The 16,250-nt window shown below is 45.1% G+C and carries 9 protein-coding genes; 5 read left to right on the forward strand and 4 right to left on the reverse strand.

Translation table 11 applies throughout. From position 1 onward, the window contains the following. The coding region (locus ACO0KV_RS05055) for a transposase (protein WP_423040534.1) at positions 1-190 on the forward strand (190 nt) is incomplete at its 5' end. 23 nt (positions 191-213) lie between these two features. Next, a complete protein-coding gene (locus ACO0KV_RS05060; protein WP_423040536.1) occupies positions 214-795 on the forward strand; it encodes a hypothetical protein in 582 nt (193 codons plus the stop codon). A gap of 109 nt (positions 796-904) precedes the next feature. On the opposite strand, the gene ACO0KV_RS05065 is transcribed toward ACO0KV_RS05060, so the two are convergent. Genes ACO0KV_RS05065 through ACO0KV_RS05075 form a run of 3 tightly spaced genes read right to left on the reverse strand, consistent with a single transcriptional unit; the run spans position 905 to position 7,500 of the window. Further along, positions 905-2,149, reverse strand: a complete 1,245-nt coding sequence (locus tag ACO0KV_RS05065) for a response regulator (RefSeq protein ID WP_423040538.1) — start codon at positions 2,147-2,149, stop codon at positions 905-907. After that, positions 2,142-3,797 carry a CheR family methyltransferase gene (locus ACO0KV_RS05070; RefSeq protein ID WP_423040540.1) on the reverse strand — a complete coding sequence of 552 codons (1,656 nt, stop codon included), beginning with the start codon at positions 3,795-3,797 and terminating at the stop codon, positions 2,142-2,144. Before ACO0KV_RS05070 ends, ACO0KV_RS05065 begins: the two co-directional genes overlap by 8 nt. Positions 3,798-3,846: 49 nt before the next feature. Next, positions 3,847-7,500: a response regulator gene (locus tag ACO0KV_RS05075; protein ID WP_423040542.1), complete on the reverse strand. Its 3,654-nt coding sequence runs from the start codon at positions 7,498-7,500 to the stop codon at positions 3,847-3,849. A gap of 643 nt (positions 7,501-8,143) precedes the next feature. Here ACO0KV_RS05075 and ACO0KV_RS05080 point away from each other — a divergent pair. Then, positions 8,144-8,488 (forward strand): hypothetical protein, encoded by a 345-nt coding sequence (locus ACO0KV_RS05080; RefSeq protein WP_423040544.1) that lies wholly within the window; start codon positions 8,144-8,146, stop codon positions 8,486-8,488. Positions 8,489-8,586: 98 nt separating this feature from the next. Here ACO0KV_RS05080 and ACO0KV_RS05085 read toward each other — a convergent pair whose 3' ends face one another. Continuing rightward, positions 8,587-10,308: a methyl-accepting chemotaxis protein gene (locus tag ACO0KV_RS05085; RefSeq protein WP_423040545.1), complete on the reverse strand. Its 1,722-nt coding sequence runs from the start codon at positions 10,306-10,308 to the stop codon at positions 8,587-8,589. 310 nt (positions 10,309-10,618) lie between these two features. Here ACO0KV_RS05085 and ACO0KV_RS05090 point away from each other — a divergent pair, with 310 nt between their 5' ends. Then, entirely contained in the window at positions 10,619-11,314 is a 696-nt protein-coding gene (locus ACO0KV_RS05090) for a transposase (RefSeq protein WP_423040547.1), read from the forward strand. A gap of 197 nt (positions 11,315-11,511) precedes the next feature. After that, the gene (locus ACO0KV_RS05095; RefSeq protein WP_423040549.1) at positions 11,512-16,197 is read left to right on the forward strand and encodes a glutamate synthase-related protein; all 4,686 of its coding nucleotides are present in this window, start codon (positions 11,512-11,514) and stop codon (positions 16,195-16,197) included. Positions 16,198-16,250 lie beyond the last annotated feature (53 nt).

A 16,250-nucleotide genomic window follows, 5' to 3' on the forward strand; every position in this document is an offset into this window, starting at 1 on the left:
GCGAGGAACGAACGAAAACACGAATGGATTGATTAGGCAATACTTTCCGAAGAACAGAGATTTCACCACGATTACACAACAGGAGATTGATCACGCCATGAAAAGACTGAATAATCGACCAAGAAAAAGATTAGGATACCTTACACCCAATCAGGTATTCTTCAAAAATACGCTTGCACTTCAAAATTGAACTCGCGAAAGGAAATAAATAAGATGAACAACCTAAAACTGTTTTTACTTTGTTCGTTAAGCACCGCCTTACTGACAGGATGCGGTGGGTCTTTTGAGGGGACTATTGGTGGAGCGGTGACAGGTTTGTCTGGCGGGACGTCTGTCACGCTGCTCAATAACGGCACAGACTCACTGACCGTCAATGCGAACGGTAACTTTACTTTTGCAACAAAAGTGTCAGCTGGCGGCGCCTATAACGTGACTGTGTCAACGCAACCAATTAACGAAACATGTTCTGTCACAAATGGTTCTGGGACGATCAGTAACTTAAATAGTTCGAACGTGACAAACATCGCCGTAAGCTGTCTGGCGAACGTGTCAAGTAGTAACTATGTCTACGGCAATGTCACGGGGCTACAATCAGGGCAGAGTGTGATTTTGCAGAATAATGCTAAGGACAACTATACGAGTACTGGTGGAAGTTTTATATTTCCTACTCCACTGGCTGTCGGGGCAAAATATGTGGTGACTGTCTATACGCAACCAACGAAACAAACCTGTACCGTTAGCAATGGCTCTGGCACAGTTGGTAACGGCGTTATTGCGCAAATTACTTGTCAATAATCTGTACTCTCTGAAAGGTATGCTATTTGCAGATTGTGCCGTATATGGTCAGTCTTTCAGAGAAATATCCTCCTCGATGTCATTGAATGATGTCAGTGAACGAAGGCGTTCAACTGAGAGCGAGTTCTGGTGCGACGAGTGGAATTTCGATATGAACGGTTGTGCCAGCACCAAGTTGGCTCTGGACGTTGATATGCCCCCCTAGAATACCTTCGATCAAGTTATAACAGATACTCATACCTAGCCCATTATTGCCTTTTCCAAGACGGGTAGTAAAAAAAGGATCAAAAATACGTTGCAGCGTTTCCTCAGACATGCCACAACCATCATCGGAAAAACTCAGCCATAACTTATGATGATTACTTTGGGCTGTAATGTGGATCAGTCCCTGATGTTTTCCTTCAAACCCGTGGGTGAGTGCATTGTCAAACAAGATAGCAATGATTTGTTCTATCGTTTCAGGGTAACTGTGAAGAATGATCGTCGGTGCGACGTCAATTTTTATTGCCCAGCGCGACTCTTTATCATTTAATGAGAGTAAGGTGATTGTTGTTTCTATGACTGTTTTAAGATCAAATTTTTTCTTTTCATCAGACTCCTGATCGACGGATATTTTTTTAAAATTTTCTACTAACTCACCGGCACGACCTAGTCCACGAGCAATCATATTCATCGCCTCATGTGTCTGTGCGAGATAGTCAAGCATTTGTCCGCGCTTTAATGGTTCACCACTTTTAATGATCGTTTCAAATGCCTGATTTTTTTCATCCAGTGTCGTGGCAACGGTGAGGCAATTGCCTATTGGCGTGTTGAGTTCGTGGGCCACGACAGCAACGATTCTACCGAGCGCGGCTAATTTTTCAGATTGAATTAACTGGGCTTGGGTTTGTTGCAGACGATCAAGTGTGTTTTGTAACTGATGCGTCGTGTTTTGCAGCTCGTTGGTTTTTTCCCGTAAATTAGTTTCGCGATCATATAAGTGCTGATAATGGCGTACTCGGTTGAGCAGTAAATTATCGTCAATCGGCTTGGTGAGGTAGTCGACAGCGCCGAGGGCATAACCTTGTTGAATAAACGCTTCGCTGCGTAAATGTGCTGTCAGAAAAACGATGGGAATAGTTCGGGTGCGGTCCATCATCTGTAGATGGCGTGCAGTCTCGTATCCATCCATTTTTGGCATCTGGATGTCGAGTAAGATCAGATGAACCTGATGCTGGATGCACAGCAGCAGTGCGTCTTCACCGGAGCTTGCTTCTAGAATTTTGATTCCCGGCAATTTTGTCAATAATAGCTTGAGTGCAAAGATATTATTAACATTATCGTCGACGATCAGTACTAAAAATTCTTCAGTCATTATTCTTCTCGTTGTTCCGACGATAAATTGTCGTCCCCTTAATGAAAGGAGTCAATCCAACCGAGCGTGCCAGAACATCTAAGCCATCCTGGGGACCCAGCACCAGAAAACCATCACTATGCAAAGAAAGAAAAAAACGCTGCAATATTTTTTTTTGTAATTCTGTGTCGAAATAAATTAAGACATTACGACAGATAATAAGCTGAAATTCATTAAAACTTCCATCATTGACCAGCGAGTGTTGATGAAAAGTGGGAAGTTTTTTGTAATTTCCTTTCAAACTCAGATAGCGAGAATTCACATCGACGTAATTGTTAAATTCCCCGGGCCCCTCAGTTTGCAAATAATTGCTCTCCGCTATTACCAGCTCTTCTAATGGATAGCTAGCGGTTGCCGCGATATCGAGTAAGTGCTGGTTGATATCCGTCGCAAAAATCCTGCATTTTTTTTCAATGTGTAATTCGTGGGCCAGAATTGCTAAAGAGTAAGCTTCTTCTCCAGTTGCGCAGCCAGCAGACCAGATACGGATCACCGGAAAACTATTCAGATACGGAAGTACATGTTGTCGTAGTTGGGTAAATTGCGCTGGATGACGAAAAAATTGTGTTACCGCAACGGATATTTCCGCTAACATCCGTTCAAATAAAGAATCGCTGGAAAGAACGGCTAACTGAAAATCAGCAAAGTGGGGAAAATGAAAACGGTCCATCAGATGTTGAATACGACGCGCTAGACTGTCGCGCTGATAGTTTTTAAAATCAAATCCATACTGCAGATCGAGCGCATGTAAAAATCCGCTGAGCGCGTTATCACTCAGGGAGGATGTGTCGTTTTCAAGATAGGCTGCCAAAATACTAGCAATGACTTGATGTCTGAACACGTAATGGTTCTGACTGGCTTTTTTAATAGCATCGGGCATTGCCGTTCCACCAGCGCATTCGGATGAGTCCTCAATAATGACCGTCGCCCCCGCCTCCTTTAACGCTGTACAGCCTGCGACACCATCGCTGCCTAATCCACACAAGACAACCGCCGTTGTTTTGTCACCATATTCCAGCGCCAGTGACTCAAACAACACATCAATTGATGGTCTGGCAAATTGCATTTTTTTATCTTGCGTCAGATAAATGAACCCATGTGCTACTTTCATGTGATGACCGGGTGGAGCAATATAAATCGTCCCAGGGACAACGCGAACCATATGATGTGGCATCACGACAGCGTAATTCGTTTTTACCCGTAGCAGACTATCCAATAAATTAATTTGGTCTTCTAGAACGTGTTGTAAAACAAAGATGCTACTTTTTTCTACTGGTAGTTTCTCGACGATATACATCAGCTTATCGAGACTATTGGCTGATCCAGCGATAGCGAGCACCTGGCATTGCAAACTTCTTTTTACATCCGCTTCTACTATTTTTTGCTGTACTGGCAAATTTAGGCGTAATAAACGCTGACCTAATAAACTGTGATAAGTAACCACTTTAAATTCCGGACGGCGATCTGCGCACTCACGCAGAATCGCTAGCACTTCTGCTGTGAGATGATCAGCATCATAAAAATCGATTTCTAATGATGTCTGCTCAGCAGTTGCATTGATGGCTGACATTAATTCTTGAATGTCGATATCACTTTGAATTTTTCCCAAGACACAAATTCTCTGGGACCTCTCAGACTGTCGAATGAATATGTCCACCTTAACGTTGCCCCTGACGATTAACCCATTTCTTTGACATATTGATCAGGTCATCAAAGTCAACAGGCTTGGACAAATAATCGTTAGCGCCAACGTCAAGAATACGCTGCTTATCCTGCGGCATCGCTTTTGCTGTCAATGCAACGATAGGAATATCGGCCAGCAGATGGTTTTTCCGCACCGCTGCGATGACTTCAAAACCATCCATTTCTGGCATCATAATATCCATCAAAATAAGATCGACCCCTTCTTTTTCTAATATACTTAACGCGAGCCTGCCATTGATTGCACACAGTACTTTTGCCCCGTGTTGTTCCAGCGCAGCTGTCACCGCAAACAGATTCCGTGGGTCATCATCAACAATCAAAATCGCGTGTCCAGCCAATTCTTTCTGATGCGTATCTCGACCACTGTTGATTGGTTTAATCGCAGGTATTTGCTTGAGTTGATTCAAGAATCGTTCAATATTGAGTTGTAATCTTGATTCAGACTGTGGCGTATTGACAATGATGCAGTCAGAATAGCGCTGTAAGCTTGCCTCATCGCTTTCGCCCAGATTGTCTGAACTAAAAAAAATCAGGGCTGTGTCCGTATGATTTTGTTTCGTCGTTAGCGCAATTTCAAGGCCACGCTGAACCGTGATTCCTGTCAGGTCAATAATCGCGATACTCCAGTTACGTTCGGTGGTGATGGTGGAGATATCTTTGTCTGCGTGAACTTCCTCGAGGTGCATTGCATCGTGATCAGGATAAGTCGTGAGTAATCTTTTGACGTCTGCTGTACTAATGCCGCCACTACAGATGGTGAGTACCGATTGCGCGCGCGTGTTATGAACGAATGAGAGCAAGGTCACTTCCGCTTCGATCAACTGACTTTCATTGGCCGGTTTTTGGAGATAACCTATGCTTTGTGTCAACTCTTTGGCTGCGCTGTGATCTCGGGCTGACACAATATAAACTGGGATCGACGCGAGATCCCGTGATGATTTAATTTTTTCCAATACCAACGCACCATCCATATCAGGTAATCCTAGATCGAGTAAGATTCCGGATGGTTGATAGCTACGCGCCATAGCGATACCCTGTGCCGCATTTTCAGCGAGAATTGTCTTGTACCCGAGGCGGCGATTGATTTCCAGTAGCGCCAAACGAAATACAGGATCATCGTCGATCAACAAAATTAGCTTATCACCTTCTTTGATTTGCAGACGGTCATCGATGAGTGGTTGAAGCTCTGCGGCACTCGACAATTTGGCAGCCTGAGTATTACTAACTTTAGCTACCCAGCCAACCGGTTTTTCAGGCAAATAGAGAGAGAAGGTGCTCCCTTCATTTGTCGCACTGTGAATCTCAATGACACCTCCTAATAATGTTGAAATACTCTGACTGATAGTCAGGCCGAGACCAGTACCTCCGAATTCGCGTGATGTTGAGCCATCGGCTTGACGAAAAGCTTCAAAAATTACTTCTTGTTTTTCTTTCGGGATACCTACTCCTGTGTCGATCACACTCAGACAAATAGGTAAGCGGTGGTCTGGTCGTCTACTTAATCGCAGCGTAACACTGCCTTTTTTTGTAAATTTAAACGCATTTGAAAGGAGATTTCTCAGAATCTGTGCCAGCTTATCGTGATCGCTCACAAAGTCGGTTGTTAACTGATTATCGATCACGAACGCTATATTTTTTTCTTCAGCTTGGGCGCTAAACAAATCGTGCAGGTAGGAAGAAAAAGCGCTTGTGGAGATTTCTGAATAAAAGATATCCATATGACCTGCTTCGATCTTAGACAGATCCAACACGTCGTTGATCAACGCTAATAAATCTTTGCCAGATCGCAGGATGACTTCAGCGCGTTTGACATCTTCCGGTGACAGCGATTGATCATTGTTCGTTGACATGATTTTTGATAGCAAAATAATCGCATTAAGTGGTGTGCGTAACTCATGCGACATATTGGCTAAAAACTCGGATTTATATCTGCCTGAATTCTCTAAATCTTTCGCTTTCAGATCAAGTTTAAGTTGGGACTGTTTTAAAGCCTGATTATTTTGTTCCAAAATGAGCTGCTGTTCTTCCATTTGGGAATTTGCCTGACGTAGTTCTTCACTCTGTTGCTGCAGTTGTTGTTGCTGTTCTTCCATTTGTGTATTAGCGAATTGCAGACGTTCACTTTGTTGGCGTGCATCTTGTTCGGTTGTCGTCGCCTTCGTTAATAAAGTGCGGATGTTCTCTCGCTGCCCCGCGATATAGAGGAACGAGGCGATGATTCCACATGCAGTGGATAAAAAATCTAATTCACTAGGTTCAAATTTAATGAAACTCGCTAACTCTACAACCCCCATCAATGCGCCATCTCGCAGCAATGGATAGGTATAGGTAAAGAGTGGCTTGCTGCTGGTGGTGCCTGTCTTGATTGGTGCCGCATCGTGATCAAGGGTAGTGAGAATGATAGGCTTTCGCTCGCGTGCTACCTGACCAATAGCACCTTCTCCAAGCTTGAATCGTGAACCCCGAGGGGCAGCCTCTGAGTACATGTAACTTCCCATCAGATCTAAGGCGTCATCATTGTCTTTGTAGATATAAATGACCGCACGCCCGGCGTTGAGATATCGCCCTAGGATGGCGGCGCTGATGTCTGCTAATTCCTCAATAGAGTAATCGCCCGTTAGCGCACTGGTAAGCTGCCCATTACCGTCTTTGAGCCAGTTACTGGTGTCATTATCTATTTTTGCATCCTGCAGTAAGGCGGTCATGTTATTGATCGATAAACTCAGCTTGTCATGCTCAGATAAAATCTTTACTTTCTTAGAAAAATCACCTTTACCAATCAGATCGGTCTGTACTGCGAGATCGTCGAGATTACGGACCAGTTTTTTGATGTTGCCTAGCAAACTATCTTCGGGTGCTTTATCTACATCTTGACTTAAGTACAGGTCTCCCGTTGCTACACGTTTGACGATCTCAGTGACTTGCTGAGGATCCCCGCCTAAATTACGCAACACAGCACGCGTTAGCAAAAGGCAGATAACGGTAATGATGGCGAGCATTAGGATAGAGATTAGGATGCTCTCGACGAGTGCTTGACTTTTAGATAGTAGCGCTTCACTGGCACTATCATTGCCTAATTTGGCGTTATAAAGAATGATGTCTTGCATGACCAAATTAAACTGGTCAGCTTGTGCGTGGAACCTCTCACCAGATAGTTGACTGTTGGTTGCAATCTTATTTACTTTGTTTTGCGGTGTCAGTAATGTGTCTATTTCAAAGCTAATGTTCTGCCACAGTGTCTTTAGCTGGTTGAGATAGTTTTGATCTTTTTCATCGCTGATACACGTGGCAGCAAGACAACCATTCGTTTCATATGAAGTCAGATTCGTAGTAATAATATTCCGATTCTTTTCGATGTTTTTTTTAATATCGATCAGTTTTTGTGGATCACTGTTAGAAATATATGAACTCACTAGCAATTGCGTTTGATTAAACGCTTTGCGAGCATTGGTTAAAATTATTATGCTACCAACACTGTTTGAATTACCATAGTTGGCTTTATTAAATACTTTATCGAGCTCAAATAAAATAAAGCTGGAAACGCTGGCGAGGCCAATACCCACTACCAGCACAATAAAAAGCATTTTTTGTTTTAACGTCAAATGCATACATTTCTCCGTAGGAGTCTGGTAATGTGAATCGCGAGTTCGATTTGGTCAGCGTAAAACACACATCCAGAACACAAACGACCTACTGAGTGAGTTTGTTGCAGACCCGATTGCAGTCTAATCTGATGCTGATATATGAGGCGGTGGGGGAAGCTTAAACCATTTTAAGCGCAGATAACTTCCTGTTGTATTGTCTTCAAATACCGTTAAGAAAGCAATAACCTATGTTAGGCCTTAGCGGGAGTGTTGTGGCCTTTCTACCATACGATAAAAAATGTGAGGGCCGACGATGACCTTGTCTGTTGTCGAAGGCTAAAAAGTTAACAACGATAGCTTGGACGGTTATTGTCGTCCCTTCATTTCAACGTTACCTACTTCATTCTGGGCGATCAATACCACGATATGGATACTTACAATTTGTATTACTTTTTTACGATAAAAATTTTAAAAAAGATAATTTAATTATCAAAAAAATTATAAATTTAGAATTTTCAATCAAAAAAAAGAAAAATAATTAAAGAATTTCAGGTTTTTGTAACTTTTCTTGTCAACCGGATTCTTGTTGCCATCGTTTTGGATACTAAAGAATCTTTGCCAGCACTTTTGGGGATAGCGAAGATTCCATTCTAAAAGGAGTCTGGAAATGATTTACGAAATTTTAGTTCGCTCTTCCGATAATAAAAAAATGACATCGGATAATTTGATTTGGATTGAAAGTGATCTACCATCGCGTTCCTTCGAAAAATGGCTGCGTGACCGCGCTTTGCTCGACGGTACATTGCAAGCGCCAGTTGTGCGCTGGAGCATCGTTCAGACGACACGTCAGGCGCATTTCAAATTAGCGACCCAAGCGAAAGCGCTGAAAAGCCGTATTTCTGAACTGATGAGTGCGCAACCAGAAGTCCGCGAAGTTCCAGACGCTTCTAAAGCATTGAGTGCGTTTCGCCTCAAAGCACAAAAAAACGAGATGGTTCCGGCTTACCTGTAATCTGTTTTACCAGATAAGCCAATAACAAAAAAGCACAAGCAGTTCATCGCTGCTTGTGCTTTTTTGTCTGCGTTATATCGCATTCAGGTGCGATGACCTTAGAACTCTTCCCAGTCATCGTTATGGCTTGTATTGCCAAGTTGTGCTTTTACGATTGGCTTGCGAGTTGCGGATGCTGTTGCTGGTTTAGGTAACCGAGTTGGTCGTGATGATGTTGGTAACGGTTGCCTTGCTGTGGCAGGTGTAGATGCTAGGCTTGTGTTGAATTGTTCTGCGATTCTGAATTGTGCTACTACATGGGACAGTTTCGATGACTGCTCCCGCATACTCTCTGCAGCCGCAGCTGCCTGCTCAACCAGTGCTGCATTTTGTTGCGTCATCTGGTCCATTTCATTAATGGCAATGTTGACTTGCTCGATGCCTGAACTTTGTTCCTGACTTGCTGAAGTGATCTCTGCCATGATGTCAGCCACATGCTGAACGCTGGTGACAATTTCTTTCATCGTCCTACCTGCCGTATCGACTAATTTATTACCGTAATCGACTTTTTCAACTGAATCATCGATGAGCGATTTAATCTCTTTTGCTGCTGAGGCGCTACGCTGTGCAAGATTACGTACTTCGGAGGCAACAACCGCAAAACCTCGTCCCTGCTCACCCGCGCGGGCGGCTTCTACGGCAGCATTTAATGCCAGAATATTGGTTTGAAATGCAATCCCATCAATAACTGAAATAATATCGACGATTTTGTTTGAGCTCTCTTTAATGGAGCCCATGGTCGTGACGACCTGTTCGACAACATCACCCCCTTTGATTGCAACACCCGTCGCGGTGACGACCAACTGATTAGCCTGACGTGCATTATCGGCATTTTGTTTGACTGTCGAGGTCAACTCTTCCATGGAAGAGGCGGTTTCTTCTAATGAGCCGGCCTGAGATTCAGTACGCGACGATAAGTCCGAATTGCCAGCGGCAATTTCACTTGCCGCCACATGAATCGTTTCGGTTCCTTGTCTGACGTCTGCAATCACGTGGCTCAACCCTTCGCTAATGCCATTAATTGCCTCCACGAGCTCGCCAATCTCATCTTGCCGCCGGATTGTGACTGAATGAGTCAGATCACCTTGCGCCATTTTTTTGGCAATATCGGTTGCATCGATCAATGGCTTAGTGATTGAGCCGGTAATAAGCCAGGCGAGGACCGCGGATAAACTTGCCGCGATGATAGTCAAGATGATCATGACATTGCGACTACTTTCGTAGGTCGCTGCGATATCATCGGCAGTCTGGTCAATCTGTTCGCGCTCAAGCTTGAGTAATTCTTCTATTTTTTTAATGTAATTTACAGAGGCAGGAATGAAAATTTGTTCCAATGCTTGATTCGCCTCATCTGTTTTTTCTTCCTTTTTTAGGGCGATGACTTTTTCTCTGCCATCAAGGTAGGCTTTTCTGGCTTCTAAAATTTCTTTAAACAAGGATTTCTCCTTGTCGGTATTTAAATGTTCTTCGATCGATTTTTGCAACATCCCTGAGGTACGTGTGGATTCGTCCTGATCGGCTTTGAAGAAAGCGGCGAGGGAGGGATCCGTGCTTTTGGCAATGGCAGTTGTACGACGAACCCCAGTATGAATGTTCCGGTACCAATCACTGACCAGGCGTTCAGTGGTTAAAGGATCTTTTAACAACTCTCGTGTTAAATTAGCAACGTTACTCAATCGTGTTAATGCGACTAGCGTAGTAATTAGCGATAGTGCAAGGATCAAGGTAAATCCGAGTCCTAGGCGTTTTCCTACCGATAATTGATTTTTCAGTGAGTTCATCGTTGTCTCGTTATATTGAGTTGTTCTGGATATTCCGTGCAATCGTTTTATCTGACCGGCGGTGGAGCCGAAAGCAAAGAAAGTTTGTGCGCAATACGGATTTTTTTGCACATCAGTTGTTTTAAATCATATTTCCGTGGGATTTTATTATCCCAGAACAAATTGAATTGTTGATGACTTTATCCTGATTTGAAATATTTTATTTAAGCAAAACATCGATATGACGATCAGTTTTATTGGTCAGTCGAGGTAATTTCAATTTTCTGCGAGCCTTCTGTTCTACAATTGAGCTATTTTTGGACCCCACTGTATGGCAAGACTTCCTCGTTTGGTCATTCCACATGCTTTGCATCACGTGATACAGCGCTGTCATGATGGCATCTCATTGTTTAGAGATGATGACGATTACCGAACGTTTCTGGGTTTTTTATTGCAGGCGTCAAAGCAATATCGCGTGGCGATTCACGCCTATGTGCTGATGCCAGATCATGTGCATTTTGCGGTGAGCCCCTCGGATGAGCAGGGGTTAAGTAAGATGATGCAGTTTATTGGACGTTTTTATGTTCCTTACTTCAACAGGAAATATCAACGTTCCGGAAGTTTGTGGCAAGGAAGGTTTAAAGCGACGGTGCTGGAGGCGGAAACTTATTTTCTGCCCTGCAGTGTGTATATGGAGACCAATCCGGTCAGGTCAGGACTGGTGCCTGATGCAGCTCAATATCCGTGGTCAAGTTATCAACATCATGCAGGGCAAAGGTTGGACCCACTGGTTTCTGACCATCCTATTTTTTGGGCTTTGGGTAATACCCCATTTCAACGTGAAGCCAATTACAAAGAAATGATTGCATCATCTGTTTCGTCCAAAGAAATTAAGGTCCTCACGGAAGCGACAGATAAGGGGTGGCTGTTGGGCTCCGCAGGATTCAAAAATGAGATGGCAAAGCTCAGTGAGCGGAGAGTCGAGCCTGCGAAGCCAGGGCGTCCGCGCAAGGACGTGCAGGACTAAGACGCATTGAAGAGGCCTGAGGCGACGACCTCTATCCATGCCCCAAATGAATATAAATTGACTCTGACCCTAGTAAAAATTTACTCCAATTAACGATAAATTTATAGCACTCTGACCCTGAATATTTTAGTTGAACTTTCTTTTGCACTGCACTATTCTCTTTCTCAGACTTTCAATTTTGCTCTCTGGAGATAGCTATGCAAGCCCAAGGTTTATACGATCCATCGAACGAACATGACGCCTGTGGTGTAGGTTTTATCGCGCACATCAAAGGTAAGAAAAATCACGCCATCGTTGAACAAGGCTTGCTGATTTTAAAAAATCTCGATCACCGGGGTGCTGTGGGTGCCGATGCCCTGATGGGCGATGGCGCAGGTGTATTGATTCAGATTCCAGATCAGTACTATCGCGAAGAAATGGCCAAACAGGGCGTGCAATTGCCGCCACCTGGCGAATATGGTGTGGGTATGATTTTCCTGCCTAAAGAACATGCTTCTCGTCTTGCTTGCGAACAGGAAATCGAACGCGCTGTCCGCATAGAGGGTCAGGTCGTTTTGGGTTGGCGTGATGTACCTGTGGATCGCGATATGCCAATGTCGCCGACGGTACGCGAAAAAGAACCAGTGATTCGTCAGATTTTCATCGGTCGTGGTCCAGATATTATGGTGACTGACGCGTTAGAGCGTAAGTTATACGTGATTCGCAAGTCAGCAGTTCATGCGATTGAAGCCTTAAAACTGATTCACGGTAAAGAATACTTCGTACCATCCATGTCTGCCCGTACCATCGTCTACAAAGGCTTGTTGCTGGCCGATCAGGTCGGCGTCTACTACAAAGACTTGCAGGACGAACGCTGCGTTTCTGCGCTGGCGTTAGTGCATCAACGTTTCTCTACTAATACATTCCCAGAATGGCCACTGGCTCACCCGTACCGCATGATCGCGCACAACGGTGAAATCAACACAGTCAAAGGCAACTTCAACTGGATGCGTGCTCGTGAAGGCGTCATGAAGTCTGCCGTTCTGGGTGATGATTTGCAAAAACTGTATCCGTTGATTTTCGAAGGTCAGTCAGATACCGCCAGTTTTGATAATGCGCTTGAATTATTGGTGATGGCGGGTTATCCAATTGCTCAGGCAATGATGATGATGATTCCAGAGGCATGGGAAAACCACGGCATGATGGACGAAAACCGTCGTGCATTCTATGAATACCATGCAGCGATGATGGAACCATGGGATGGTCCAGCGGCAATGGCCTTTACCGATGGTCGTCAGATCGGCGGCACGTTAGATAGAAATGGTCTGCGTCCAGCGCGTTATATCGTGACTGACGATGATCTGGTGGTGATGGCATCGGAATCCGGCGTATTGCCAATTCCAGAATCCAAAATCATCAAAAAATGGCGTCTGCAACCAGGTAAGATGTTCCTCATTGATTTGGAAGCAGGTCGTATTATTGATGATAAAGAGATCAAAGATACCTACGCCAATGCGAAGCCTTACAAGCAATGGATTAGCTCTGTTCGTATTAAGCTCAACGAACTTAAAGGGACAGTCGACGCGCAACCAGAATCGGCTACGATACTCGATCGTCAGCAGGCGTTTGGTTATACCCAGGAAGACATCAAGTTCCTGATGACGCCAATGGCGGTCAGCGGCGAAGAAGCGATTGGTTCTATGGGTAATGATTCGTCATTAGCCGTCATGTCTAACAAACTCAAGCCTCTGTACAACTACTTCAAACAGCTGTTTGCGCAGGTCACTAACCCACCAATCGATCCTATCCGCGAAGCGATGGTGATGTCGCTGGTGTCGTTTATTGGACCAAAACCAAATCTGCTTGATACGAACAATATCAACCCACCAATGCGCCTCGAAGTAGCGCAACCGGTATTGAATTTCGACGATATCGCTAAGTTGCGTAACATCAGCGCCAATACGGGCGGCAAATTTAAATCCTATGAACTCGATATCTGCTATCCGGTCGCATGGGGCAAAGATGGCATTGAAGCGCGTCTGGCATCTATTTGTGCTGAAGTGGTTGATGCGGTTAAATCCGGCCATAACATCATGATCATCACTGATCGTAAGATGGATGCTAATTTTGTCGCCATTCCAGCGTTATTGGCGACATCCACCGTGCATCAGCATTTGGTCAGCAAAGGCTTGCGCACCACAACAGGCCTCGTCGTCGAGACAGGTTCCGCTCGCGAAACGCACCATTTTGCTTTGCTAGCAGGGTACGGTGCTGAGGCTGTTCATCCTTACTTGGCAATGCAAACACTGGCTGAGCTGGCTAACAGTTTGCCAGGCGATATTTCTGCTGAAAAAGCGATTTATAACTACACCAAAGCGGTCGGTAAAGGTCTCATGAAAGTCATGTCCAAAATGGGCATTTCGACTTATATGTCTTACTGTGGTGCCCAGATTTTTGAAGCAATTGGCCTCAATAAATCATTGGTCGACAAATACTTTAAAGGTACTGCATCTAACGTCGAGGGTATTGGCGTTTTTGAAGTCGCTGAAGAAGCATTGCGTTTGCATACATTAGCGTTCAGTGCAGATCCTGTGCTTGAAAATGCGCTTGATGCTGGTGGTGAGTATGCATTCCGTATCCGTGGTGAAGATCACATGTGGACGCCAGATGCGATCGCCAAGTTGCAACACTCGACACGTGCCAATAACTACAATTCGTACAAAGAATATGCGCAGATCATCAACGATCAATCCAAGCGTCATATGACTTTGCGCGGTTTGTTTGAATTCAAAATCGATCCGGCGAAAGCGATCCCACTGGATCAGGTAGAGTCAGCGAAAGAAATCGTTAAACGCTTCGCAACGGGCGCAATGTCACTTGGTTCGATTAGTACTGAAGCGCATGCGACACTAGCGATTGCGATGAACCGTATCGGCGGTAAATCTAACACAGGTGAGGGCGGTGAAGATCCAGCGCGTTACCAGCAAGAACTCAAAGGCATTCCAATTAAGCAAGGTGAAAGTCTCGCATCGGTGATTGGTCGTGAACAGATCGAAGTGGATATCCCTCTGCAAGATGGCGATTCGCTGCGTTCACGTATTAAACAGGTAGCCTCTGGTCGCTTTGGTGTGACTGCTGAATATCTGATTTCTGCTGATCAGATTCAGATCAAAATGGCGCAGGGCGCCAAGCCTGGCGAAGGTGGCCAGCTGCCAGGTCACAAGGTGTCCGAATACATTGCTAAGTTGCGTTTCTCTGTTCCTGGTGTGGGCTTAATTTCGCCACCACCGCATCACGATATTTATTCGATTGAAGATCTGGCGCAGCTGATTCATGACTTGAAAAACGTCAATCCAAAAGCATCGATCTCAGTCAAGTTGGTCTCCGAAGTGGGTGTTGGTACGATTGCAGCGGGTGTATCTAAAGCGAAAGCAGACCACGTTGTGATCGCTGGCCATGATGGTGGTACAGGTGCATCACCGTTGTCGTCGATTAAACATGCAGGTACACCATGGGAGCTGGGCTTGTCCGAGACACAGCAGACCTTGGTACTGAATGGCTTGCGTGGTCGTGTCCGCGTACAAGCTGACGGTCAGATGAAAACCGGTCGTGACGTTGCGATTGCTGCGATGCTCGGCGCGGATGAAATCGGCTTTGCGACAGCACCGCTGGTAGTTGAGGGTTGCATCATGATGCGTAAGTGTCACCTCAATACCTGCCCAGTTGGTGTGGCAACACAAGATCCGGTACTGCGTGCCAAGTTCTCTGGTAAGCCAGAATATGTTGTGAACTACTTTTTCTTCGTTGCAGAAGAAGTACGTCAGATCATGGCGCAACTGGGCGTACGTACGTACGATGAATTGATCGGTCGTGTTGATCTGCTCGATAAATCCAAAGCAGTTTCGCACTGGAAAGCAAAAGGTCTTGATTTTGCGAAGATCTTCCATCAGCCAGAAACCACTGCGCATTCCGATATCCGCCATGTTGATGTACAAGATCATGGCCTCGAAAAAGCACTGGATAACAAACTGATCGCACAAGCGAAGAGCGCGTTAGAAACTGGCGAAAAAGTATCCTTCATTTCGCCAATCAAAAACTTAAACCGTACCGTTGGTGCGATGTTGTCCGGTGAAGTAGCGAAGAAATACGGTCATGCTGGTTTGCCAGACGATACGATTCATATTCAGTTGCAAGGGACAGCAGGTCAGTCAGCTGGCGCATTCTTGGCGCAGGGTGTGACGCTAGATCTGGTGGGCGAAGGTAACGATTACGTCGGTAAAGGTTTGTCTGGTGGTCGCATCATCATTCGTCCAAATACTGAATTCCGTGGTTGGGCTGTTGACAATATCATCTGCGGCAATACCGTTTTGTACGGTGCGATCTCTGGTGAAGCATTTATCAATGGCGTTGCTGGCGAACGTTTTGCTGTCCGTAACTCTGGTGCCGTGACAGTCGTTGAAGGTACTGGCGATCATGGTTGCGAATACATGACTGGTGGTACGGTCATTGTTCTGGGTAATACCGGACGTAACTTTGCAGCGGGTATGTCAGGTGGTATCGCCTACGTGTACGATCCAGACGGTGAATTTGAAGCGAAATGCAATATGTCCATGGTGACACTGGAGCCCGTATTGGCAGGCGATGTTCAGGCAGCGACGATTGACAAAGCTATCTGGCATAGCCGCCTTCGTGGTGGTGAAGGTGAAACGGATGAAGCGATCTTACGCACCTTGATCGAGCGTCATTTCAAGCACACAGGCAGCACACGTTCACGCAATTTGCTGGATGACTGGGCACGCAGCCGCGCCAAATTCGTTAAAGTATTCCCGACTGAATACAAACGAGCATTGGCTGAAATGTATGCCGCTAAACAAGCTGCAACAGTGGTGGTGAAGGCTGCGTAACACCAAGCTTAGCCATGTATTGCCTCTTACGTCTCAGTCTCACTGGCGTAAGA

The sequence above is a fragment of the Undibacterium sp. RuRC25W genome, assembly GCF_049339825.1.
Lineage (GTDB): Bacteria > Pseudomonadota > Gammaproteobacteria > Burkholderiales > Burkholderiaceae_D > Undibacterium.